The organism is Actinomadura rupiterrae (assembly GCF_024172125.1).
In the GTDB taxonomy this organism is placed as follows: domain Bacteria; phylum Actinomycetota; class Actinomycetes; order Streptosporangiales; family Streptosporangiaceae; genus Spirillospora; species Spirillospora rupiterrae.
In genome coordinates this window covers 143,060-166,339 of the sequence record NZ_JAMZEA010000001.1, presented here as the reverse complement: position 1 = coordinate 166,339, position 23,280 = coordinate 143,060, and the positions used below count along the sequence as shown (strand labels likewise).

At 65.9% G+C, this 23,280-nt stretch carries 30 protein-coding genes; 24 read left to right on the top strand and 6 right to left on the bottom strand.

Going from position 1 to position 23,280, the window contains the following annotated elements:
- From FHU30_RS00790 to FHU30_RS00745, 10 genes are all read left to right on the top strand, one after another.
- Window positions 1–1,248 carry an MCE family protein gene (locus tag FHU30_RS00790; protein ID WP_253870147.1) on the top strand — a complete coding sequence of 416 codons (1,248 nt, stop codon included), beginning with the start codon at window positions 1–3 and terminating at the stop codon, window positions 1,246–1,248.
- Window positions 1,245–1,754, top strand: a complete 510-nt coding sequence (locus FHU30_RS00785) for an Rv1363c family protein (protein WP_253870144.1) — start codon at window positions 1,245–1,247, stop codon at window positions 1,752–1,754. Before FHU30_RS00790 ends, FHU30_RS00785 begins: the two co-directional genes overlap by 4 nt.
- Window positions 1,751–2,320, top strand: a complete 570-nt coding sequence (locus FHU30_RS00780) for a hypothetical protein (protein ID WP_253870141.1) — start codon at window positions 1,751–1,753, stop codon at window positions 2,318–2,320. Before FHU30_RS00785 ends, FHU30_RS00780 begins: the two co-directional genes overlap by 4 nt.
- A complete protein-coding gene (locus FHU30_RS00775; protein WP_253870138.1) occupies window positions 2,283–3,065 on the top strand; it encodes an Rv1363c family protein in 783 nt (260 codons plus the stop codon). The genes FHU30_RS00780 and FHU30_RS00775 overlap by 38 nt, the downstream gene beginning before the upstream one ends.
- Window positions 3,066–3,265: 200 nt before the next feature.
- Window positions 3,266–3,604, top strand: a complete 339-nt coding sequence (locus FHU30_RS00770) for a hypothetical protein (protein ID WP_253870135.1) — start codon at window positions 3,266–3,268, stop codon at window positions 3,602–3,604.
- Window positions 3,605–3,930: 326 nt separating this feature from the next.
- Complete coding sequence (locus tag FHU30_RS00765) at window positions 3,931–4,629, top strand: hypothetical protein (protein ID WP_253870132.1); 699 nt, start codon at window positions 3,931–3,933, stop codon at window positions 4,627–4,629.
- A 125-nt stretch (window positions 4,630–4,754) separates the two neighbouring features.
- On the top strand, window positions 4,755–6,797 hold the full coding sequence (locus FHU30_RS00760) for a DUF6801 domain-containing protein (RefSeq protein WP_253870130.1): 2,043 nt from the start codon (window positions 4,755–4,757) through the stop codon (window positions 6,795–6,797).
- A 75-nt stretch (window positions 6,798–6,872) separates the two neighbouring features.
- The gene (locus FHU30_RS00755) at window positions 6,873–7,673 is read left to right on the top strand and encodes a hypothetical protein (RefSeq protein ID WP_253870128.1); all 801 of its coding nucleotides are present in this window, start codon (window positions 6,873–6,875) and stop codon (window positions 7,671–7,673) included.
- 250 nt (window positions 7,674–7,923) lie between these two features.
- Complete coding sequence (locus FHU30_RS00750; protein WP_253870125.1) at window positions 7,924–8,715, top strand: hypothetical protein; 792 nt, start codon at window positions 7,924–7,926, stop codon at window positions 8,713–8,715.
- Between the two features lie 866 nt (window positions 8,716–9,581).
- On the top strand, window positions 9,582–10,196 hold the full coding sequence (locus FHU30_RS00745) for a hypothetical protein (protein ID WP_253870122.1): 615 nt from the start codon (window positions 9,582–9,584) through the stop codon (window positions 10,194–10,196).
- Between the two features lie 170 nt (window positions 10,197–10,366).
- Here the strand turns inward: FHU30_RS00745 and FHU30_RS00740 are convergent, their stop codons facing one another.
- Window positions 10,367–10,570, bottom strand: a complete 204-nt coding sequence (locus FHU30_RS00740) for a hypothetical protein (protein WP_253870119.1) — start codon at window positions 10,568–10,570, stop codon at window positions 10,367–10,369.
- A complete protein-coding gene (locus tag FHU30_RS00735; RefSeq protein WP_253870116.1) occupies window positions 10,567–10,995 on the bottom strand; it encodes an ATP-binding protein in 429 nt (142 codons plus the stop codon). The genes FHU30_RS00740 and FHU30_RS00735 overlap by 4 nt, the downstream gene beginning before the upstream one ends.
- A 149-nt stretch (window positions 10,996–11,144) precedes the next feature.
- On the opposite strand from FHU30_RS00735, the gene FHU30_RS00730 reads away from it, so the two are divergent.
- From FHU30_RS00730 to FHU30_RS00680, 11 genes are all read left to right on the top strand, one after another.
- Window positions 11,145–11,930 (top strand): helix-turn-helix domain-containing protein, encoded by a 786-nt coding sequence (locus FHU30_RS00730; protein ID WP_253870113.1) that lies wholly within the window; start codon window positions 11,145–11,147, stop codon window positions 11,928–11,930.
- Window positions 11,921–12,115, top strand: a complete 195-nt coding sequence (locus FHU30_RS00725) for a DUF397 domain-containing protein (protein WP_253870110.1) — start codon at window positions 11,921–11,923, stop codon at window positions 12,113–12,115. Before FHU30_RS00730 ends, FHU30_RS00725 begins: the two co-directional genes overlap by 10 nt.
- 21 nt (window positions 12,116–12,136) lie before the next feature.
- Window positions 12,137–12,337, top strand: a complete 201-nt coding sequence (locus tag FHU30_RS00720) for a DUF397 domain-containing protein (RefSeq protein WP_253870107.1) — start codon at window positions 12,137–12,139, stop codon at window positions 12,335–12,337.
- A 283-nt stretch (window positions 12,338–12,620) separates the two neighbouring features.
- A complete protein-coding gene (gene galE, locus FHU30_RS00715; protein WP_253870105.1) occupies window positions 12,621–13,628 on the top strand; it encodes a UDP-glucose 4-epimerase GalE in 1,008 nt (335 codons plus the stop codon).
- A gap of 121 nt (window positions 13,629–13,749) precedes the next feature.
- Entirely contained in the window at window positions 13,750–14,502 is a 753-nt protein-coding gene (locus FHU30_RS00710) for a hypothetical protein (protein WP_253870103.1), read from the top strand.
- Between the two features lie 37 nt (window positions 14,503–14,539).
- The gene (locus FHU30_RS00705) at window positions 14,540–14,914 is read left to right on the top strand and encodes a hypothetical protein (protein ID WP_253870101.1); all 375 of its coding nucleotides are present in this window, start codon (window positions 14,540–14,542) and stop codon (window positions 14,912–14,914) included.
- Window positions 14,915–15,039: 125 nt separating this feature from the next.
- Complete coding sequence (locus tag FHU30_RS00700; protein ID WP_308211134.1) at window positions 15,040–15,234, top strand: hypothetical protein; 195 nt, start codon at window positions 15,040–15,042, stop codon at window positions 15,232–15,234.
- A complete protein-coding gene (locus FHU30_RS00695) occupies window positions 15,218–15,730 on the top strand; it encodes a DUF6879 family protein (protein WP_253870098.1) in 513 nt (170 codons plus the stop codon). Before FHU30_RS00700 ends, FHU30_RS00695 begins: the two co-directional genes overlap by 17 nt.
- Entirely contained in the window at window positions 15,727–16,581 is an 855-nt protein-coding gene (locus FHU30_RS00690; RefSeq protein ID WP_253870095.1) for a helix-turn-helix domain-containing protein, read from the top strand. The genes FHU30_RS00695 and FHU30_RS00690 overlap by 4 nt, the downstream gene beginning before the upstream one ends.
- A gap of 75 nt (window positions 16,582–16,656) precedes the next feature.
- Window positions 16,657–16,878, top strand: a complete 222-nt coding sequence (locus FHU30_RS00685; protein ID WP_253870092.1) for a DUF397 domain-containing protein — start codon at window positions 16,657–16,659, stop codon at window positions 16,876–16,878.
- Window positions 16,879–16,941: 63 nt separating this feature from the next.
- A complete protein-coding gene (locus FHU30_RS00680) occupies window positions 16,942–17,358 on the top strand; it encodes a hypothetical protein (protein WP_253870089.1) in 417 nt (138 codons plus the stop codon).
- Between the two features lie 13 nt (window positions 17,359–17,371).
- On the opposite strand, the gene FHU30_RS00675 is transcribed toward FHU30_RS00680, so the two are convergent.
- On the bottom strand, window positions 17,372–18,316 hold the full coding sequence (locus FHU30_RS00675; RefSeq protein WP_253870087.1) for an SRPBCC family protein: 945 nt from the start codon (window positions 18,314–18,316) through the stop codon (window positions 17,372–17,374).
- A gap of 19 nt (window positions 18,317–18,335) precedes the next feature.
- Complete coding sequence (locus FHU30_RS00670) at window positions 18,336–19,139, bottom strand: SRPBCC family protein (RefSeq protein WP_253870085.1); 804 nt, start codon at window positions 19,137–19,139, stop codon at window positions 18,336–18,338.
- A 272-nt stretch (window positions 19,140–19,411) separates the two neighbouring features.
- Between FHU30_RS00670 and FHU30_RS00665 the strand changes: the two genes are divergently transcribed.
- On the top strand, window positions 19,412–20,323 hold the full coding sequence (locus FHU30_RS00665; RefSeq protein WP_253870082.1) for a hypothetical protein: 912 nt from the start codon (window positions 19,412–19,414) through the stop codon (window positions 20,321–20,323).
- A 41-nt stretch (window positions 20,324–20,364) separates the two neighbouring features.
- On the opposite strand, the gene FHU30_RS00660 is transcribed toward FHU30_RS00665, so the two are convergent.
- Window positions 20,365–20,805: a hypothetical protein gene (locus FHU30_RS00660; RefSeq protein WP_253870079.1), complete on the bottom strand. Its 441-nt coding sequence runs from the start codon at window positions 20,803–20,805 to the stop codon at window positions 20,365–20,367.
- A gap of 77 nt (window positions 20,806–20,882) precedes the next feature.
- Between FHU30_RS00660 and FHU30_RS00655 the strand changes: the two genes are divergently transcribed.
- Both FHU30_RS00655 and FHU30_RS00650 read left to right on the top strand, forming a co-directional pair.
- Window positions 20,883–21,383, top strand: coding sequence for a hypothetical protein (locus FHU30_RS00655; protein WP_253870077.1), 501 nt, complete (start codon window positions 20,883–20,885; stop codon window positions 21,381–21,383).
- Between the two features lie 18 nt (window positions 21,384–21,401).
- Entirely contained in the window at window positions 21,402–22,325 is a 924-nt protein-coding gene (locus tag FHU30_RS00650) for an aminoglycoside phosphotransferase family protein (protein ID WP_253870075.1), read from the top strand.
- Here the strand turns inward: FHU30_RS00650 and FHU30_RS00645 are convergent.
- Entirely contained in the window at window positions 22,305–23,252 is a 948-nt protein-coding gene (locus FHU30_RS00645; protein ID WP_253870072.1) for a hypothetical protein, read from the bottom strand. The genes FHU30_RS00650 and FHU30_RS00645 overlap by 21 nt on opposite strands.
- Between the last annotated feature and the right edge of the window lie 28 nt (window positions 23,253–23,280).

The following is a 23,280-nucleotide window of genomic DNA, read 5'->3' as shown; positions in this document are numbered from 1 at the left end:
ATGCTGACCGTCGGCGCTCGCCTGAAGGCCATCGTCTTCACCCTGCTGGCCCTGTTCGTGATCTCGTATATCTCGATCACGTACGCGGACCTGGGGAAGTACGTCGGGCTGCGCGGCTACTACGTCGTCAAGATGGACATGGGCACGACGGGCGGCCTGTTCAAGGGCTCGGCCGTCTCGTACCGGGGGATCTCGGTAGGCAAGGTCGGTGACCTGAAGCTCACGTCCGATGGCGTGATGGCCGAACTGCACATCGACGACAACGCGCCCAACATCCCGCGCGACCTGAAGGCGATCGTCGCCAACAGGTCGGCCGTGGGTGAGCAGTACGTCGAGCTGGAGCCCGAGCGGGACGGCGGTCCGTACCTCGCGCAGGGCACTGTGATCCCGCGCAGTGCGACGACCACGCCCACCCCGGTCGCGGAGACGCTGAAGAGCATCAACGACCTGGCCGGGACGCTGCCGCTGAACGATCTGAAGGTCGTGGTGGACGAGCTGGGCCAGGCCTTCGCCGGTCAGGGCCCGCACCTCCAGAAGCTCCTGGACACGAGCGGCGAGTTCATCTCCGCGTCGGACAAGGCGTTCCCGCAGACGGACTCGCTGATCCGGAACGGGAACGTCGTCCTGAAGACGCAGAACGACGAGGCCCAGGCGTTCAAGGACTTCGCGTCGAGCTCTCACCTGCTCGCGCAGCAGCTCCGCTCGTCGGACGTGGACCTGCGGAAGATCCTCGCGAACGGCCCACCCGCGTTGCAGGAGACGTCCCGCCTGATCAAGGAACTCCAGCCCGGTCTTCCGATCCTGCTGGCCAACCTGCTCACGACGTCTCGGCTCACGGACGCTCGGTTGCCCGGTCTTGAGACGACGCTTTCGAACCTGCCGAAGGTGTCGGCCATCGGGCCGTCCATCGTCCAGGACGGGAAGCTTCGGCTCGGTCTGGTCAACACGTTCTTCAACCCGCAGCCGTGTACTCGCGGCTACGGCGGGACGCAGTACCGGAACGGGACCACGGATCTGAAGCCGGCCAAGTTCAACGGCAACGCGCAGTGCTCTGAGCCCGCTGGAAGCGGCATCAATGTCCGGGGTGCCCAGAATGCCCCGCGCTATGGCGTCCCGCCAGCGGCCATCCCAGGCGTCGACAGGGCCAACCTGACGGCCGCGCAGCCGTTCTTCTCGGCGGTGGGCCTTCCGGCTCTCGGACGTGAGAGCGGAACGTCCCTTCAGGAGCTGTTGGGGCTCGGCCGATGACTCGGCTCGTCGGGCTGGTCCTGGTCGCCGCCGCCGTCGCGTTCCTCGGGTTCGCGGGGTGGCGGTGGGCTGGGACGGTCTGGAACGAGGACCGGACGTATGCGGCCCAGCGGGACGACGTGAGGGACACGGCGGTCCGGGACATGGTGATGCTGAACAGCGTCGACCCGTCCCGGGCCCAGCTCGACATGGAGCACTGGCTCGACATCTCGACCGGGACGCTGCGTGATGCGCTGCAACGCGACCTTCCCGCTGCGCAGGCGCGGTTCGCGAAGCAGCAGGTCCCGACTCGCGGTGAGGTGACCGCCGCTGCGGTCACCTCGTTCGACAAGGACGCGGGGAAGGCGACGGTGCTCGCGTCCGTCCGGGTGTTCCTTGGCGCTGACTCGGACGGCGCGCCGTCCTCCGAGCAGCGGAAGCGGTTCGAGGTCGGCATGAAGCGGATCTCGGACGGTCTGTGGAAGGTCGAATCGCTGACCCCGGTCGCGCCGGGAGGTCACCTGTGAGCGTCGAAGTCGAGATCAGGGCCAGGCCGAAGAAGAAGCGCGAACCGGACAAGCGCTCGAAGGCGTTCCTGAGGCGCTGGTGGCCGTACCTGGTCGCGGTGGTTGTGGCTGCGGGCGCCTTCGCGCTCAACACCTGGGCGTCCGACAGGGCATCGGGTGGCCCGGCCGCGAACCGCGTCCTGCTGGACAAGGGCTCTACGTCGGACGCGCTCTCACACGTCACGCAGGCGGTGGAGCGCGTCTTCACGTACTCGTACACAGATCCGGATTCGACGTCCCGAGCTGCGTCCAGCCTCCTGACCGGCAAGGCCGCGTCTCAGTACCAGTCCCTCTTTGGCCAGGTCCGCCAAGAGGCACCGCGCCAACAACTGGCGCTCACCACCAAGGTCTCTCGCGCCGGGCTGGTTCGCCTGGACCGCGATGGGACGGCTGTGGTCGTGGTGTTCCTCGATCAGCAGTCGACGCGCGCAGGGAAGCCCACGGGCGCTCCCGTCGCCGCGCAACTCGTCGTCACAGCCCATCGCTCTGGTGGGACGTGGCGCATCACTGAACTGCGGGCCGCCTGAAGGAAGGGGTGGATTTCAGGTGGACACCAAGGAAGACGTCGAGGAAGAAGCGACGCCGGCGGCCGAGGAGGAGGCCAAGCCGAAGCCCAAGGCCAGGACGAGGGACGTCACCAAGAGACCTGTGCCTGAGCCTGAGACAGAGGCCGAGGAAGAGCCGGAACCCGAAGAGCCCGAGGCCAAGGCGGAGGAGAAGGAAGAACCTCCGGCCGAGGAGCCGAAGGCCAAGCGGAGCTTGCGGCGCGATCCCCTGATCCTCGTGGCCTTGGCGGTCACGGCGGCCTCGGCGGTGGCGGCGGCCTGGTTCGGCTGGAGCTATCACTCGGCGTCCAACGACAAGAGCATCAGCCAGGCGCGACTCCGAGACCAGGTCCTGCGGACGGCCGAGCAAGAGGTGGTCAACCTCAACACGCTCGACTACAACCACATCGACCAAGGACTGTCGCTCTGGCAGGACTCGACGACCGCGGAGCTGTACGACCAGATCGTCCAGGGCCGCCAGCAGCTCGCCACGTCCGTCACGAAGGCGAAGACCGTCTCCACGGCCAAGATCCTCGAATCGGGGATCACGGAGCTGGACTCGGACGCCGGCAAGGCCGGAGTGATGATCGCGGTCCGCGTATCGGTCGCCACGCCGGACGGGAAATCGTCGGCGAGCATTCGCCGCCTCTCCGGTCAGCTCACAAGAACTTCCGCAGGGTGGAAACTGTCCGCACTCGGTCAGGCCCCGACGTCGTCTGGTAACTGATGAAGAAAAAGAACAGAATTCTCGGCACAACGCGTATGCGAATAGTCACAGTCCTCGGAATCCTTACGGTGGGTTTCGGAACGACTGCGTTGTGGGCGGAGAACAAGGCCGACGCTCTCACGGGCAACGAGGCGGCGCGGAACGGCGCACTCACTGACAACGCGCGTACGAGCGAAGTGAAGGGTGAGGTGACCAGTGCGTTGAACTCTGTGTTCTCGTACAACTACGCCGACACCGCCAAGACCGAGCAGGCGGCGAAGAAGCTGCTCACGGGGGACGCGGTACGCCAGTACGACAGCATGTTCGCGGCCGTTCGCCAGCAGGCCCCTCAGCAGAAGCAGATCCTCACCACGACGGTCACGGACACGGCCGTCAAGTCCCTGACCAGCGATAAAGCACGTCTGCTGATCTTCGCCGACCAGCGCAACACTCGCACCGACAAGAACCAGACGAGCTACTCCGCGGCCGTGTTCGCCGTGACGGCGATCCGGACGGACGGGACCTGGAAGATCAGCACCATCGACACCTTCGGCCCCTGACGCCTCGCGGATCATCACCCGGTGACAAAACCGTCTGATCGAAAACTAAGTCCAAGGGAATTTCGATGACAACGGCTGTTTGTCACTTTGTGATAAGTCGAAAAAGTTCCAAATGACCTATTGAATTCCCGGCGATGCCAACTTATGGTCTGAGCAAGCAGATGGACGGGACAGGGAGGTCCCACCGCCTGGCCGAGGGGAAGAGGTTCACCTCGGCAGGCAGGGCCCCGTCCATTCTCGGCCCGAAGAGGAGACGCCCATAAGAACGACCGGTCAGTGTCCCTACGAGATCTCACACCACCCCACTGAAGGGAACAAGGACTGACATGCGCAAGCTCACTCGCAACACCATTATTGGCGGTGCCGTCGCCGCCGCGGCCATCGGCTTCACCAGCATTCCCGCGTCGGCCGTCACCGGCGTGGACATCTCCGCCCCCGGGGCCTCCTCGCCCAGCAACGCCATCACCGGCGTCAACGCGGGCAACGTCACGGCGAAGGACAACTCCACCGGCGCGGCGATCACCTGCAGCAAGGGCACGGCCTCCGGCACCAGCAAGATCGGGACGAACCTCCCGCTCGCCGGTGTCGCGACCGTCTCGAGCCTCGCCCTCTCCAGCCCCGCCAACCCGAGCGGCTGGTGCTCCGGCCCGGTCGGCATCACGGTTCAGGTCACCGCGTCCAACTTCCCCTGGACCATGAACGTGACGGGCGTGACCGCCTCCGGCGTCACCCCCGGGCAGCTGACCGGCATCAAGGCGTCCATCGTCGGCAGCGACAACTGCCACGCGACGGTGGCGGGCCCCGGCGGTGCCGGCGGCACCATCAGCGGCAACTACAACAACTCCACCCACAACCTGACCACGGGTGGCGTGGGGAGCACCTCCAACCTGACGGTCCAGACGGTGGACGCCAACTGCGACCCCACGCTGATCAACGCCGGCGACTCCATCTCGCTCAACGGCGCCTTCACGATCACTCCTTCGGCCCCGGCGACGGGACCCCTGACCATCAACTCCCACACCTGACGTTTATAACGGCGTCGGCCGACGACCGGGCCGCCACGGGGACTCCTGTGGCGGCCCGCCCCACTACCTGATCCCGAAGGACTTCCATGCTCGCGAACCCTCGCAGAGTCGTACGCGGCGCAACGGTGACCGCCTTGCTGGCGAGTGCAGGCCTCCTGGCCGCCGTTCGAGTCGCGTCCGCCGACATCGGGGCGGAGATGACGTACCTGTGCTCGTCCCGGGACGCGTCCTACAAGGTGACGGCGGACATCGCCGCGAAGGTTCCGAGCACCGCGAGGGTCGGTCAGCCGGTTCACTTGGGTGAAGTCGGTATTCGCCTCCGGCTTCCCGAAGCGCTGCGAGCATCGGCGAGTCAACGATCCGCTCTGCCGCAAGGCGCTCAGAGGGCGAGTGCGGAAGATGTGACCGGGACAGCGACGATCGCCGTGACCATCTCCCAGCAAGGCCAGTCCGTTGACGCGGCTTGGCCCGCCTTCGGTCTTTCGTCCAACGCGGACAGCGCGGCGAACGTGGGACCTCTCGTCCTGCAAGGCAGCGGGGCAGTGCCTGCGTTGGTGACTGACGGCACGGGCGTGGTGGCCTGGAAGGCCGGGCCCATGCGGTTGAGGCTCTCAGGCATGAACTCGGCGGACGGTGGGGGAATCCTGTCGTGCACGCCCACGTCGAGCATGGCGCTGGGGCAGGTCCGCATTGGTGCCGGGGCAACGACCGCACCCCAGCAGAAACAACCGTCGTCCAATGCAAAGCCTGCCACCACTACAGGTGTGAACACAGACTGCACGGAGGAGCCCGCCTCGACGGATCCAGGTGGAGGAATGAACCCGGATCCGAGCCTCAGCCCGCCCCCGTTCCCCGAGGGGACCAATCCGGGGCGCCTCGGACGACTTCGTCCCGGACAGCCGAGATGTAGCAAATCAGCGGGGTTTGCGAACCTCGGGAAGCTGAATGCTGCGCTTCCGTTCGCTGCTCAAGTGCGTTTCCGTCTCAACGTGCAAAGTCAGTCCGACTTCGCACACAACTATTTCCGGTCGTACACCTACGCGCATACTGCTGCGGTGCCTTCGACGGGTAACGCGCTCGGATTCGGGTTCATGCCGATCAAATCAACCTTGGAAACGACTCAGGTCGCGCCACCGGGTGGAACGAGTGACACAGCCAACATTTATTCCGACGCGCCGATCAACCAGTATGGCCAGCCGGCCCAATTCCGAGGCGCCGGCTACCTTCGCTCGTATGTGCAGTTGAAGGTTGGTGGCGTGTCGGTGAACGGTACGCCGATGAACCTGGGAGATAAATGCAGAACCGATGCAATCCCTCTTGATCTCAAGGTGGATCTGGGGGATGACAGCACCGGGCGCAGTGGCCTTCAGGACGGCGGGACGTATACAGGACGAGTTACGGTTCCTGAGTTCAAGCAGTGCGGTACTGGCGAGGACCTGTCCCCTCTCCTTAACGCCATGAGCGCGGGGACGAGTAACTATGTGAAGATCGAGGCCGCGCAGTGGTGTGACCCGACAAACATGATAGAGCCCTTCTGTGACCAGCAACCCGAGCCGACGACCTACAGCATCGTACCGGGCGGGACGATTCAGGCGAGAATTGCCCCCTTCACGTTCCAGGGGCCGGCTGGGGGAGACCACAACGGCGCTGGTGACGACGACACCGACAAATGGGTTACGCCGCAAATTCGCTGTGATAGTGCCACCTTCAAGTTCGACTTCAAGAAGGGGCATTATATTTCCAAGTACTTCGCTGGGCGCGTGACTGACGCCCACTTCACGGGATGTGTGCGAACTCCGGGCGACGTTCCACAGGAAATGAAGGCTTCAGGCCTTCCTTGGGGCGCGAACCTGAAGACTTCCGCTGATACAGGTGATCTGACGATGTCGATCGCCGGCATCTATTGGGAAGCCGCTGGAGCGGATGGGTGCGATCTTCATTTCAATAACATCAGCGACAGCTATGACGGGGACATAGCCGGAACTATTCAAGGCATCGGCCTGGACGTCAAGAATGACCGAATGTCGTTCGCTGGTGTCACCAGCGGACTGCAAGTCGGATTTCAGACCGCCTGTCAGCGGGCCGGAGCTGGATATGTTCCAAGCGCTCCCTGGTCGGTGGTCGGAGATATGAACTACAAGCCGCATCAGAAGATCACTTCACCCTGACACGGACTTCCGTTGTCGGGACGTCGCTCCCCCCACGTTTACGGCCCAAGTCGTGGGCCGATAGAGGAGAAAGGCATGTCCATGCGCAGAAAGTCCTTTACCAAGTGGACGGGGCGTGGGACCGCGGCCGGTGTCGCCGCTCTCGCGACGACCGCGGGTCTGATGTCGGGGACGGCCGCGCATGCGGATGACCCGATGCCGACGTTCGACTTCGCGGACTGCCCGACGCTGTCGGCTCCGTACACGCCGGAGGGGTCGGTCTGTATTGAGGCGATCGTTACCAGCGGGACGTTCCAGCTCGGGAAGTTCAACCAGACGATCACCTCGCCGATCAAGATGACGTTCGCGAGCGCCCTGAACCCGGACACGCAGCTGTACACGCCGGTCTTCGGGAAGATGCAGGCGGACAAGATGCTGGTGCAGCCGGGAATCTTCGGTGACCCGATCGTCACCGCGGTCTACGCCAAGCCGGAATATGCGGGCGTCTTCGACACGCCGACCGGGCCCGACTTCCACATCACCCTCGGCCTGCGTGTTCGCCTGACCAACCCCTTCCTCGGCGGGACGTGCCTGATCGGTGACACCGGGAACCCGATCAAGCTGAACCTGACCACGGGGACCACCAGCCCGCCCGCGGGGACCACCCCGATCACCGGTTCGCCGGCGACGATCGTCCAGCGGACGCCCTTCGTCGTCCGCAAGGCGACCCACGTCGACAACACCTTCAGCGTTCCCGGGGCCAAGGGCTGCGCGCTCGGCTTGGGCCTCGTGAACTCGATCGTCGACCTCCAGGCGGGGATCCCGTCTGCCGCAGGCAAGAACCAGATGATCTTCAACGAGTACATCGGCCAGAAGGCGTACACCGCCCTGCCGTAGTGCTCCCCAGACTCGGGCCGTGCCCCGCGCGACCACCACCCCAGCGCCGGGCACGGCCCGTTCCAAAAGCTCCTCCACCGAGGAGTGAGATATCCGTGAGTTATTCAGCCGGGGACTCGACTGCTGCGCCCGCGCCATCCCAGAGGCGCTCCGGGCGATCAACACGTCGTGATGAGTGGAGGACATCGGGGGCTGTTTCTCTATCGGCTCCAGTCCGCGAGTGGGACTGGCAAGGACGAAAGGAATGGCCATGAGAAAGTTCACGTTCGCCGGACTGGGCAGGAAGCGAGTAGCGGCGAGCGCCGCTACCTTCGCCGCTGCCATGGGCCTGATGTCGGGCACGTCGGCTCACGCGGACCCGATGCCGACGTTCGACTTCGCGGACTGCCCGACGCTGTCGGCTCCGTACACGCCGGAGGGGTCAGTCTGTATCGAGGCGATCGTCACTAGCGGGACGTTCCAGATGGGGAAGTTCAACCAGCAGATCACCTCGCCGATCAAAATGACGTTCGCGAGTGCCCTGAACCCGGACACGCAGCTGTACACGCCGGTCTTCGGGAAGATGCGCGCCTCCACGATGCTGGTGCAGCCCGGCATCTTCGGCGACCCGATCCTCAGCGCGGTCTACGCCAAGCCGGAATATGCGGGTGTCTTCGACACGCCGACCGGGCCCGACTTCCATATCACCCTCGGAATCCAGGTTCGCCTGACCAACCCGTTCCTTGGCGGAACCTGCCTGATCGGCGACTCCAGCAACCCGGTCACCCTGCACCTCACCACGGGCACCACCAGCCCGCCCGCCGGAACCGCCCCGATCACCGGCTCGCCCGCGACGATCGTTCAGCGGACGCCGTTCGTGGTCCGCCAGGCCACCCATGTCGACAACACCTTCCCAGTCCCTGGCGCCAAAGGCTGCGCCCTGGACTGGGGCCTGGTCAACGACATCGTGGACAGCCAGGCCGGAATCCCCTCGGCCGCAGGCAAGAACCAGGTCATCTTCAACGAGTACATCGGCCAGAAGGCCTACACCGCACTTCCCTAGCATCGCGCCGACCAGCCGTGCCCAGCGGTCCGTTCACCTTCACGCTGGGCACGGCAGCTCCCCAACGGCAGAGAGCGCTGATCACCTCCCCGCTTCCCGACTCTCTGGACGCACGAATCAAACCCAGTTCCGAGAACATCGGTCCCATCGTGGAGGAAGAGAATGCGTAAGTCTGGCAAGAGCGCTCTGACGTCGATCTCCCTGGCGGCGACGGCGGTCATCGCGGTGACCGCAGCAGCGGCCGACGCCACATGGACCTTTCTTCCAGGAGGTCCCGTGACTGCGGTAAACAGTGGAAATCTCACGGCGACGGACTCGAGGTCCGGGGCCGCGGTCACCTGCACCAAAGCCTCGGCCTCGGCCACAGCTAAGTCGGGCTCCGGCCTGGCTCCCAATGATCTCGTATCGCTCGACTCGATAGTCTTCAGCTCACCCGCCAACCCCGGAGGAGCGTGCTCAGGTCCTGCTGCACTCACTGTGAGCGTGACGGCGCAGAATCTTCCATGGAAGTTCACGGCCACCTCCTATGACGCGACGACCGGGGCTGTTTCCGGAAAGATGAATGGCGTCGTCGCGAGCCTCGTCGGAGCGGATAACTGCCACGCTACTTTCAGTGCTCCGGGAGGAGGGGGTGGAGAAGTCGGCATCAAGTACACCCCTGGGAGTTGGGCAGTAACCACCACGAGTTCGAATCTGGTCGCTACGTCCGTAGACGCTAATTGCGACCCGACGCTCATCGAGTTTGGAGACCCACTTACGGTCCACGCAAGCCTCACTGTCTCCCCTCACCAAAGAGTCACGAGTCCCTGAAAGAATCCTCTCGGAGGTGCATTGTGCGTAGGGCTGGTAAGAGTGCGCTGACGTCCGTGTCCTTGGCAGCCACTGCGGTGATCGCCGTCACGGCTGCAGCGGCTGGAGCGACCTGGACCTTCCTGCCCGGTGGTAATGTCACGGCGACGAACAGCGGCAATCTCACCGCCAAGGACAATGCAACGGGAGTAGCTGCGACGTGCAGCAAGGCCACGGCGGTGGCCACCGCGAAATCGGGTAGTGGGATGGCTCCCGACGATCTGGTTTCTCTGGTCTCGATTTCGTTCAGCTCGCCGGGGAATCCGAGTAGCTGGTGCACGGGGCCTGCGGGTATCTATGTGAGCATCTCCGCGCAAGGACTTCCCTGGAAATTTACGGCCGAATCCTATGATGCGACGACGAGGACGGCCTTCGGAAAAATGAAAGGCGTCATCGTGTCGATGGTGGGCACGGACGGTTGTCACGCCACGTTCGGAGCTCCAGGCGGTGGTGGTGGTGAAATCGGACTGTCTTACGCCAACGGCTCCGGGACCTTGAAGGTGACGAGTTCGACCCTGGTTGCGACGTCGGTGGATGCGAACTGCGACCCGACGGCGCTCAACGTGGGAGACCCGCTGGGAGTCACCGCCACATTCACCGTCTCCCCTCGCCAGACGGTCACGAGCCCTTGAACCGAGCGTCCGGGCGGCCTGGAAGGCAAGACGTTCTTGCTCATGTCGCCCGGACGCGTTCTCATGGCGCTGGTGGAGGGGTGGATGACGGGGACGGACCGCGCATGACTACCGTGGGCGCGAAGAGCGGGCCTTGAGGGGCCTCCGGGTCCGCGCGATCTCGGGCGCGATCATTCCACGGCCGGGAGGCGCTGGCTCGCCTTGGTGGTGGCGTCGGGGTCGGCGGTGGTTAGGGCGTCTAGGAGGGCTTCGGCGGATGAGGCGCTGATGAGGGTGGGGCCGGCGGCTCGCCAGATGCCTCGGTTGTCCACGAAGACGTCCCAGTGCGGGTAGAGGTCGCGTAGGACGGCGGTTAGGAGTGTGCGAGCGCTCATGCGTGCGCGCGTAGGAGCGCCCATACGACTTTGCCTCCGTCTGGCAGAGGCGCGTATCCCCATAGGGAGACCATCAAGTCGACCATGGCCAGGCCGCGTCCTGTTAGGCCGTCGAGAGTCAGGGGCTTTGGGGTGGGGAGCTTCGCGCTTGCGTCCAGTACCTCTATGACGGGGCCCGCGTCCGTATGGAAGATGCGGGTGGTGATGGTGTCGCCCTTGGTGGAGCCGTGGCGGTGGGCGTTGGTGGCGAGTTCGGTGACGACCGTTCGAGCGACGTAGACCAGGTCGCGGTCGAACGAGCCGTTCGCGAACCAGTCGGCCACGAAGTCGCGTGCGGCCTTGATGGATTCGGGTGCCGACTTGACCTCCAGCTCCGCGACGCCAGTCGGCGGCGGGGTCGGCCGGAGCTCGGATCTTGTGATCATCACGTGCGCCTCGAAACTGAGTCCTGGAGTTTTCGCGTTCAGTGACCATCCAGGCACACTGCGACGTACGGTAGGCGGCGACTCGGCAAGCAGTCGCGCATCACTACCAACTGGATTGCCGGTAGTACCGGACCTACCCGGGAGCTCACATGGCGACGAAGAAGCGGATCGACCCCCACCTGCGCAACTTCGGCGCGAAGGTGAAGAGGTTCCGAGAAGAAGCAGGGTTGAGCCAGGCCGAGGCGGCCAAGCTGATCAATGTCACACGCAGTTACGTCGGCCAGGTCGAGCGGGGTATTACGCGGTGCCGTAAGGACTTCTCGGAACGCCTTGGTGATGCGTTGGCGCGCGGCGATGAGGTCGCGGAAGCATGGGCGGAACTGGTCAGAAGCGCCAAGTACCCTCAGTACTTCGAGGACTACGCCAGCCTTGAGGGCACGGCGGTGATGCTTCGTCACTACTCCTCGGATGTGGTCGATGGCCTCTTGCAGGTCGAGTCGTATGCGCGCGTCCTGCTGCGCACTGAGCCGTCACTCCAGGCTCGTTTGAAGCGTCAGGAGACCCTCATTCGTGACCCTGCGCCCATGGCATGTTTCATCCTCGACGAGTCGGTTCTGCACAGGCAGGTTGGGGGACGTGATGTCATGAAGGAGCAGCTCACGTACCTGTACGAGGTCTCGTCCCGAGAGAAGATCTGTCTTCAGATCGCTCCGACGGCCTACTATCGCAGCGTAAGTGGGTCGTTCTGTATCGCGACTCAAGATGACCGCGACGAGGCCGCTTACGCCGCATCGGCGTTCGGAGGCGAGACGTCGGAGGAGGCTGAACACTTGGCGCTCGTCAACGAGGCGTTCGCCAACCTTCAGGCAAGGGCGCTGAACGTGGCCGACTCGCGAGCACACATTGGGAAGGTGCTTGAGGCGAAGTGGATGTGAACAACGCCCAGTGGCGGAAGGCATCTCGTAGTAGTGACAAGGGAGATGCCTGCATCGAAGTTGCTGATGTGATGGCTGGCGTGGCGATCCGTGACAGTAAGGACCGTGACGGCGGCACCGTCCGAGTTGAACGCAGTTCTTTCGGGCAACTTGTGGACTGCATCAAGGATCTCAGCACGGCGTAGTTGCTGTTCGGGGTGCCAAGCATGAGTGAGATCTCTGAGGAGGCATGGCGCAAGTCCTCTCGCAGCCATGAAGAGGGCGATCAGTGTGTTGAGTTGACGCGGACGAATGAGGGGGTCGCGTTCCGCGACAGCAAGGAGCCCGATGGCTGGCGGTTGTGCCTTGTGCGGGATGCGTTCCGCTTGCTTGTCGGGCTGGTCAAAGACGCAGAGGCGAGGGCGTAGCCCAGCGCGGCGCCGAATCCCGGAGCATGGTGGAGGCCGTCTCCTCGGGGACGGCCTCCACACCTCCAGGGGCTTCCGATCATGCTTCCCCGGAGTTGGCTCGGACCGTTTGCGTTGCTGGGACGACCTGGCTCACGTCGCCGAGCTGTACGTCGGCGTGGATGAAACTCAGGATGGAGCGAGAACGCTGCATCCGCCGCGTATCACCTCGCTGGACAAGCAGGCCGCTGTGGTGGCGGGCAGTTTTCCGGTTGACGTTCGGCGGCGGTTCTAGGGTGGGGGCATGAAGGTTCTGGTGGCGGGTGGGGCGGGGTTCATCGGGTCGACTGTTGCGTCGGCGTTGGTGGATGCGGGGCATGTGCCGGTGGTGCTGGACAGCTTGGTGACCGGGCGGCGTGAGTTCACCGAGGGACGGATCTTCTACGAGGGTGATATTCGGGACGGTGACCTGGTTGACCGGGTGTTCGCCGAGCACGGCGACATTGCCGCGGTCGTGCACTGTGCGGCGCTGATCGTGGTTCCGGACTCGGTTGCCGACCCGATCGGGTACTACGACGCGAACGTTGTGGCGTCGCTGGAGTTCGTCCGGCACCTGGTTCGCAACGGATGCACGCGCATGGTGTTCTCCAGCTCGGCGTCCATCTACAAGACGGCCTACAAGCCGGGCGGCGACCTGACCGTGGACGAATCGTCCCCGCTCGACCCGCAAAGCCCCTACGCCCGCACCAAGGCGGTGTGCGAGGGCATGTTCGCCGACATCGCCACAGCCGAGCCATTGCGCATTCTGTCTCTGCGCTATTTCAACCCGATCGGGGCGGACCCGCAGTTGCGCACCGGGCTTCAGCAGCGTCATCCGTCGCATGCGCTCGGGAAGATGATCCAGGCGTGGGAGTCCGGCGAGCCGTTCCAGATCACGGGCGTGGACTGGCCGACGCGCGACGGGTCGGGCGTCCGCGATTACATCCACGTGTGGGACCTGGCCGCCGCGCACCTGGCGGCGCTGGAACGGTTCGACGCGATCCTTCCCGCCGGGGCCGGATCTACCGCGATCAACCTCGGGACGGGCACCGGGACGACCGTCCGAGAACTCGTCGCGGCGTTCAACCAGGTCGCCGATATGCCGATCAAGGTTGTGGAGACCGAGCCCCGGCCCGGGGACGTCGCGGGCGCCTACACGCAGAGCGACCGTGCTGCGCGGCTGCTGGGCTGGAAGCCGCAACTGTCCATCGCGGACGGCATCGCCGACTCGTTGAAGTGGGTCCGCGTGCGCGACACCCGCCTGACGTCCTGACCGTCTCGTTCGCGGCGTCCTCCGTTGCCCTTGGAGCAAGGCCGACTGGCCGACGGTGTGCCCCTTGGGCCCCGGCGCTCTTGACCGGGCGGGCTGCCTGGGGGGGTTGATGTTGAACGGGGTGCCGAAGGGGGACTTCGTGACGTTCGACATCGACTCTGCGGGCAGGGGAGGCGTCGGCTTCCTCGCCTGCGTGCTGATGATCATGGGGAGCGCGCTGACCCTCGCCTTCGTCTACCGGCTGGTGACGCTTCCCACGTGGCCCCGGGTGTCGGCGGCGCATCCCGTATGGCTCGTCCTGGATGGCGCGGTGCTGCTGGCCTTGCTGGGCGGCGTGCTGTTCGAGGCTGCCGGACGGCACGGGGTCTGGATGGCCGTCCTCCCCCTCGTGCTCCTCGCAGCGATGCTCTTCCTGCCTCGAAGCCTCTTCTCGGACGGCAGCACGTTCATCCCGTTGTCCTCCCTCATCGCGGGAGGCATGGCGATGGCCGTCGCCTTGCGCGCCGCGCTGGTTCCCGGGTTGCGTGTGATGCCGCTCCGCGCTTCGGCGTTCGCCGTCGTCCTCATTGTCGGGACGTTCCTCATGGCCGGGTTGTGGGACGCCTTCCCCTTCGGGAACACCACCGAGGAGCAGCACACCCGTTTCCTGGGATACATACAGGTCTATGCGTCGAGCGCTGCGCTGCTCTCGGCGCCGATCCTTCTGCGGACGGCCGGGCTGTCCGTCCAGGCGTGGCTTACGCTGCCCTTCGCCCTGCTCAGCGCGGCGGCGATCACCGTGGACCGGCAGACGCTAAGCCCGTACATCGTCTTCCTGGTCACCGGGCCGCTGGCGCTGGTGGCCACCATCCAGGCCCTGTTCGCGTCCCCCTGAACCGCCCGGACGATCAAGCCACCGCGGATTGAGTCACGTGACGCGCTCCCAGAACGCGTCCCTCACCATGATCTGGACGAGCCTCGCCTGGTACCCGTCCCCTCCGCGGAAGGACCCGTCCGATATGAAGCACCCCAAAGCCACCATCGCCGCCGTCGTCGCGACGCTCGCGCTCGTCCTCATCGGGCTGTCCGGATGCTCCAAGTTCACCGAGCCCTTCAAGGACGCCCCGCGCTCCGGCCACGACAACGGCGCGCCGGCCGACCTCATCCGCATGCCGGACGGCTTCTCCAACGCCGCCACCAAATGCGACCACGGCAACCGCGTCTACATGGCCTACCACGGCGACCAGGCCTACGCCTCCATCGCCGTAGTCCCCCAAGACCCCACCTGCCGCAACACCACCCCCTGACGTCCTACTGGACAAGGGCACAGGGCGATCGAGTGACTTCATGCGGTGACGTGCATAGGCGTTGACCGGCCCGAACCAGCCCTCCTAGCGTCTAGCTCACCACCACGCGACACCTGGGAGAGCCCGTGGAAGACGTGGAACTGACCCGGATCGCCGGGACCTGCAACCGCGACGACTGTCCGACGCTCTACCGCACGAACCGGGGCACCCTGGCGATCCAGGGAGATCACTTGAGCGGCCGACGGACTCCCGACGGCGAAGCCATCGTCGAGATCCCCGAAGAGCTGCTTCGGGAGGCTGTTCGTGCGCTTGGCTGGTGACGACTGGCGAAAGTTCTTCGACGCCTACGAACGTGACGCCTTCCGCTTGGAGACACTTCCCGCCTACGGCGTCCCCGAAGAGGACGAGGAATTCCGCGTTTGGCGCGAGACGGGTCGCCTTGACGTGTCCGAGGACGACCCGTGGCTGACTCGCGTCCGTCATTTCAGGCGGACGGGTCGCACCATCGGACGCGTCCACGTCATCACCCGCCCGCTGTCGGACTACCTCCGGTTCGAGTTCGCGTTCTATCCCCACAGCTGCGAAGCGGGTGAGGACGTCCGGATCCTCGATGTGACCAACCGCCCCGACCCGGTCGCGGGAGCGCAGGATTTCTGGTTGTTCGATGACGCCCGCGTCGTCCTCATGAACTATGCCGAGGACGGTGCGCAGACCAGCCGCGAACTCCTCGACGGTATCGACCCTGGCCCGTTCGTCGAAGTCAAGCGGCAGGCTTTGGCCCACTCCGTTCCTTTCCCGGAGTACCACATCGAGTGAAGGCCGACCCGCAACAAGCAGGCGACGATCGCCAACGCCTGGCACGTGCTCTGCGAGACCTGCGAAAAGCGTCGGGCCTGTCCGGTGACCGGCTGGCCCGGCGCTGCAACGTGTCGCAATCCAAGATCTCGCGCATAGAGAACGGCCGGACGCTTCCGTCCGTGGTGGACGTCGAACGCATCCTGCTCGCGCTTTCGGTGGACAAGTCGACTCGTGACGAACTGCTGAACCTCGCCCGGGTGGCCAACACCGAGTTTCGGGACATCCGGGCGTCTGTACGGCGTGGCCTGCACCATCGCCAGCGAGAGCTGGCCGCCTTGGAGGAGAGCGCGACCCAACTGCGTTACTTCCTGCCCTCTCTGGTAACCGGCCTGCTCCAAACGCCCGAGTACATGCGGGCCGCCATGGACACGCCCGTCGAGCCCGCGCGTGGCGACACGTCCCGAGCGATCGCGTTGAGGGTGGAACGCCAGCGGGTCCTCCAGGATGCGACCAAACGATTCGAGTTCCTCCTGACCGAGCAGGCGGTGAGGTGGCGCCTCTGCGCTGCGCCGGTCATGGCCCTCCAGGTGGACCGACTCGTATCGCTCTCGCGGCTGCCTAACGTCCGAATCGGTCTCCTGCCTTTGAGCGGCGAGTTGGGTGTCGGCCCGATGAACACCTTCACCGTGTACGACAGGAATCTCGTGACAGTGGAGACGTTCACGGGGCAGATGGTCCTCCGTGACCCCAAGGACATTCAGCACCACCTTGACCTCTTCCGGCATTTCTCTACGCACGCGCTCTGGGGCGAAGAAGCAAGATCGGTCCTGGGTGACGTCTTGGCCGAGTTTATGCGACCACCTGAATAGTCCTTCTCGCCTTCAGGTGGCGAGCATACGGTCGTCATTGACGAAGTCGAGCGCGATGCGGGAAGGAAAAGGCCGGTGGCTGCTGGGGCGAATCGGTATGTGTTCAAGGTCAGCACGTTGTGCAACGGCGAGAACGGCGGGTGCGGCTGCGTTGAGGTCGCCACGAACCTCGCGGCCGCGGAGACCGGCGGGACGGTCGGGCTGCGCGATTCCAAGACCGGTGTGACGTCGGTGTTCACGCGTCACGAGTGGGAGGGCTTCCTCCTGGGCGTGAAGGCCGGCGAGTTCGACATCTGAGGCTTGGGCAACGGCCCGGCCCCGAACCATGTCGGGACCGGGCTAATCCATCCGGGGGGCGGCATGTTCGATCACGAGTACTGGCGCGATGCCTCATCCATGGTCTGGAAGAAGCGCGGGCTGCACTGGCACTGCCACTCGTCCCGGATGGACGGCGAGACCTACGGGAACGAGGCGGCGCGGCGGGACCTGACCACCGAGCATGCTCCGAAGGTGATCCGGGACTGGCTGCGGAAGCCGCCGCGCACGATCCGGCATGTGGCGAGGACGCCGGACGATGGACTCGCCTGGTTGCGCGCGCAGTGGGACCCGATCAAAGCCCAGGTCGGACGCGAGGCCGAGGCCGTTCCGGACGTGGTCAGGTTCGGCCGGGCCCTTCACGACCTGGCGTCCGGCAACGACGTGTGCTGGGGCCACTGGCTCGCAGCCTCCACCCACCTCCACTTCGCCCTGGTCGGAACCTCGGACACCTGCCACTGAGCGGCAAGGGCAGTCAGCGTGAGCGGGTGGCGGGTTCCTTCTTCTTTTTGTTGCTGCGGGTGAAGGTCTCCTCGTAGCGGTCCTCGCCGGATTCCTTTTCGGCCTTTTCCTCTTCGGCGACGGCGTCCTCGTGGGACTTCACGACCTCGCTGTCGCGGATCTCGCCGCGCCAGCCCTCGACGCCCTCCGGATTGGTAAGCGACTGCGTCATGACGTGGCGGCGGAAGTGCTTCAGTTCGAGGCGGGCGCGGCGGCCCTGAGCGCGCCACAGGTTGCCGATGCGCTCGAACAGGCCCTGCGGGTGGTATTCGAGGACGAGCAGGACGCGCGTCAGGTTCGGCGCGATGCGGTGGAACGTGACCGCGCCGTCCACGTGGCCCTTGGCGCCCTTGGACCGCCACACGATCCGCTTGTCCGGGAGCTGCTCGATGATCGTGGACTCCCAGGTCCGGGTGGACCAGAAGATCTTGGCCTTCCACTGGAGCTTCTCGTCGTCGGTCTGGTCGACGCCGACGACCTTCTTCGTGAAGCTCGGGAAGTCCTGGAACCGCGTCCACTGGTCGTAGACGAGGCGCCGCGGCGCGCCGATGTCGATCTCCTCGACGATGTTGACGACCTTCGGCTTCTTGCCGCCGCCCGCGCCGCCCTTGCCGCGACCGAACAGGCCCTTCTTGCCGTCCTCGTTCTGCTCGGACTGGTCGGTTTGCTCCTGTGCCTTCGGCTTCGCGGATTCCGTTTGCTCGTCGGAGTCCTTGTGACGTCCGTTCAGGCGGGTCGCGGCCTTGGTGGCCGCCACTGCGGCGCCCGCGCCAACGATGACGCCGGCGGCCGTCCCCACGGTGCGCTTGCCCGGGACGTTCTTGAGCGCGTCCGTCGGCAGGCTGTTGGCCACGCGTCCGATACGGGACGTCTTGTGGCCCGGAAGCCGTTGAGTGATCTTGTCAGTCGGAAGCTTCACGATCTGAACACCTCGCTCTTCACGATGCGGATGGATGGTCCCGGACGACCTCGGCCTCGCGGATCTCGCCGCGCCGGCCTTCGACCTCGTCCGGATGTGTGAGGGCCCGGGTCATCACGTGGCGGCGGAACAGCTTCAGCTCCAGCCGTGCGCGCCGCCCCTGCGCGCGCCACAGGTTCCCGGTCCGCTCGAACAACCCCTTCGGGTGGTATTCCAGGACGAGCAGGACGCGCGTCAACTCGGGGTCGAGTTCGTGGAAGCTGACCGTCCCGTCGACGTGGCCCTTGGGGCCCTTCGAACGCCAGACGATGTGCCGGTCGGGGAGCTGCTCGACGATGGTCGACTCCCACGTCCGGCTCGACCAGAAGACCTTCGCCTTCCACGTCAGCTTCTCGTTGCCGGTCTGGTCGACGCTGACGACCTTCTTCATGAAGTCCGGATAGTCCTGGAAGCGCGTCCACTGGTCGTAGACGAGCCCGCGCGGCGCGCCGACGTCGATCTCCTCGACGATGTTGACGAGCTTCGGCCGCCTCCGTCCGCCGAAGATCCTCGCGAGGACGGCCTTGACCGCGGTCCAGCCCGCGCTCAGCACGGCGCGGACCGGCGACTTCCCCTCGGCCAGGGCCTTCACCCCGGCCAACGCGCCCTTGACCAGCGGCCCGCCGTGCTCGGCCTTGTCGGTAAGCGTGCGGACGCCGCGTTCGAGCATCGCCTCGTACTTCGCGGCGGCGCGTCCCCGGAGCCGGTGCCATGCCGCGCGTCCGCCCAGGTAGCCCGCGGCCCCTGCCGCCGCCCCGGCGATCGCCCCGCTCCTGAACCTCATCTCTCCGCCACTCCGTCGTCCGTCTGGGTTACGGCGCTGGCTACCCGAGCAAGTCCGGACAAAACAGGAAGCGAGGTTGACCGAGCCCCTCCGGCGGGTTGAGGACGTCCCATAACCCGCGTCCCAACCCACCTGATTCCCGCTGGTCAGTGCCCGTGTGGCCGGATCCGGCCACACCTCAGCCGCCAAATCCCACCTTCTCCGACAACACCCCGCGAGTCACCGGACACCCCGTTCGCCACTGTCAGTAACGTTCGATAGCGTCCCGTGACATGCCCGTATCACGACACGACGGCCTCAGAACCGTCCTCCATGCCCACCCCGAACTGGCCGGTTGGGCACTGGCCACGTTCATGGGAACCGAATTCGACGACACGTCCTGGAAGGTCGGCGACAACGAGATCAACACTCGGCCGTCCCGCGACCTCCACAGTGACGTCCTCATATTCCGGGGCCAGGCACAGGCGCCCGCCTGTCTCGTCATCAACGAGATCGAGACCGAACTGTCCGACGCGAAGCTCCGGCGCTGCGTCGAATATGCGGTCGCCTGGTGGCTCTACCACTTCAAGGCCTCTGAGGGCATCCATGTGGTGATCTTCACCCCCGACGCCAAGGCGGACGCCTTCCCGAGAGAGGTGGTCGTCAGAAGCGGAGCCCTCACCCTCTCCCTGAAGCTCTGCATCGTCGGCCCCAACCAGATCCCCCAGATCAAGACCGCTCGCCAGGTCACCGACCACCCGGCCCTGGCGTGCCTGTCCGTCATGGCCCACGGCCACGTGCCCGGCACCTGCGAACGCTTCGTCCAGGGGCTGGCCGACATCGGAAACCCCGCCTACGCAGTGCGATACATTGATTACGCGTACGAGATGGTCAAAGGCGCGGCGAAAAGCAACCTGGAGGTTGTCTTGAGCATGACCACCGACAACGAGGTCATCAACGACTTCAAGCGCACCCTTGAGGCCCGCGGCGAGGCCCGGGGCGAAGCGCGCGGTGAGGCTCGCGGCGAGGCCCGCGGCGAGGCCAAGGGCAAGGCGCACGGGGCGCTCCAGATCTTGGAGCACCGCGGCATCAAGGTCACTCCGGACATGTGGACCCGTGCGGACGCCTGTACCGACCTCGAACAGGCGGAGCGCTGGTTCCAGCGCGCCCTGGAAGCCGAAAGGGCCGAGGAGCTGTTCGACTGAAGTCGACTTGTGGTGGGCGGCTGTGGTCGCCCACCCCCGGGTCAGAGTTCGTGGTCTTCGGCCAGGGTGTTCCAGGGCAGGTCGGCCACTGCTGCTGTGACGAAGTCGGCTACCGGGACGGTCAGGTCGTCCTGGAACCAGACGACCTCCAGCCACGAGCGGTGCAGCACTTTTTCGAGGGTCTCGTCTATGCGGTCCGAGGTGAACGAGCCGCGGCAGTAGAGGGCGGGGAGTTCTTCGAACGGGCCGAAGGGCATGCGGCGGGTCGAGGACTCGTCGCGGCGTCGGCGCGGCGGGTCGATCAGGTGGACGGGGGACGTCTGGTACGGGGATTCGCGGCGCTTCGCCAGGTGCGCCAGCAGGCGGTCGTTCATGCCCGGGTTGGGATAGCCCTCCAGCAGGCCGCCGTAGGTCGTGGAGATCCTCAGGTCGTCCAGGGCGATCAGGCGGCCGGAAGCGAGGGTGATCTTCGCGAGCGGCATGGGTGGGATTGTCGCAGGAGTTGATCAGCCTCCGGGGTGTGGCGGAAGATCCGGCTTAGGCGAGGTGGGGAGGCCGGGTGGACGCCATGGACGTGCGGGGCGAGCTGGAGCGGGTGCTGGGGGAGCTGTCCGAGGAGGAGGCCACGCCCGAGCCGGATCTCCAGTCGCATCTGCGGCGCATGAACTTGCAGATCAGAGCGGCGTGGCTGCTCGTCGCGGACGGGCGGTACGACGACGCGGTCAAGGCGGCCGAGGCCGGGAACCGGGCGCGGAGCGCGGCGATGGCGGCGTCCTCCGGGCCGGCTTACGGCGGGGCCGTCTCGTGGGAGGCGTGCGAGGTCGAAGCCGTGGCCTGGCTCGCGCGCGGCAAGTGGAAGAAGGCAGAGCGGGCGGCGCAGCGGGCGCTCAGCGACTTTGACGAGCAGGTCGACAACTACCGGCTGCTCGAACTCGCCCTGCACGCCCAAGGCAAGCTGCATCCAGACCGGGTTTGGAAGGAGACCGAAGATCCGGCGCGTGAGCTGGCCGAGTTCGATGCTCGGCGGTACGCGTTGACGAAGGTCGGCCTGGTGTCCTGAGCGTTTATCGTCCGAAGGGTGATCACGCGGGAGCTGACCAGGAACGTCGTGGGGGTCTGGGGCGCGGAGGGGCGGCGCTGGCTCGACGATCTGCCTGGCGTTCTTGAAGGTGTTGCTCGTGAGTGGCGGCTCGTGGTGGGCGAGCCGTATGAGCTTTCGTACCACTACGTGGCGCGGGTGACCTGCGAAGATGGCACGCTTGCCGTGCTCAAGCTCGGGCTTCCGCATGCGGAGTCGATCACGAACGAGGTGCCTGCGCTCCAAGCGTTCGACGGGCGTGGGGCCGTCCGCCTCCTGCGGTCTGATCTGGCGCGCGGCGCGCTCTTGCTGGAACGCTCCAGCCCTGGTGAACGGTTGCGTGATCTCGTTCCCAGGCGAGATACGCAGGCCACGTCCATGCTGGTTGAGGTGATGCGACGGCTTCATGCCCCGGTGCCGGACGGTTGCCCGCTGCCGGACGTGATCACGCAAGCGAAGGCGTTCGACAAGTACGCGGCCCGGCTCGGGGACAGTGGGCCGATGCCGCTTGACTTCGTTGTTCGGGCGGGTGGGCTGATGCGGGAGTTGTGCGCGGACGCCGCCGAGCGGGTCGTTCTGCATGGCGATCTGCATCATGACAATGTGCTCAGGGCTACGCGCGAGCCGTGGCTTGCCATCGACCCGCATGGGCTGGTCGGCGATCCCGGCTACGACGTCGGCAGCTTCCTGTTCAATCCGGTGCCGGACGACCGCGATGAAGCGCTCACCGCGCTCGTCCCGGCCCGGATCGAGCAGGCGGCCGACGAAAGCGGGATCCCGCTCGACCGCGTGATCGCCTGGGGCTTCGTCAAAGCCGTCATGTCGGACGTCTGGAACGCCGAAGACTGGAAGCCCGGCGACACCTGGTCCCCGCTCAGCCGCGCCCACGACGTGGCGCGGCTGCTACGCCCCCGGCTCGGCTGAGGCGGTCCGGGGGAGCCCGTCCGGCGCGGACGAGAGGATCTCGGCGTTGAGGTCTTCGGCGAGCTTGGCGGCGGTCTCCTCGGCCAGGTCGCCGTGGACGGCCAGGTGGACGGACGGGCCCAGCGCCTCGTGCTGGACGACGTGGAGGGCCGTCCGGCCGTCGCGGGGCGTGTAGATGATCTCGCGCCAGGCCGCGTTCTCGCGGTCGTGCAGGACGGCGAGGTTCCAGTTCGCGGTGTACGCCCAGAACCCCGCCGGCTCGTCGTCCTCCAGCGGGGTCTTGAGCCAGGTCACGGGCCTCGGGACGGCGCGCTCGGGAACGCCCGCGCGGACCGTCACCCAGCGCTCGTCGCCCGGCACCGGCGAGGAAGGGCGCAGGGCCCAGTCCAGCTCGCGCTCCGCCTCGGTCTCGTGCATGACGACCGGCGGGTGGACGAGTTCGGCGGCGACCTGGGCGGCGTACTCGGCGTAGTGGCGGACCTCAGCCCGGTCGTGCTCGGCGGCGCGTTGGAGCAGGGCGAGGGTCGCCTCGTCCGGCTGGGCTCCGCCCGTCGCCATCAGCAGCGCGACGAGGGCCTGCGGAGATTCGGCGAACGTGTCCTCCAGTTGGGCGCGGAGCATCTGCTCGCTCCACGCCGACATCGAATCGCCGATGACCGCGCGGATCGCGACCGCGTTCTCGGTGGTGTCCGCGCGGATGAGCAGGGCCTTGACGCCGACCTCGTCGCACTCCACCTCCATGAGGAGGTTCTCGTCCGCCTTGTAGACGTCGGCGAGCGTCTCGCCGCCGAAACCGCCGTTGCCGTAGTACTCGAACGTGAGGTCCGTCGCGTCGGCGATGGCGGCGAGCAGCGCGTCGTCCACCTCGCTGCTCGCCTTGACGACCAGGGCGCACCAGTAGCGGCCGCCCGCCACGGTCTGAAGCATCGTTTCGTCCAATTTTCGGGAGCGTAAA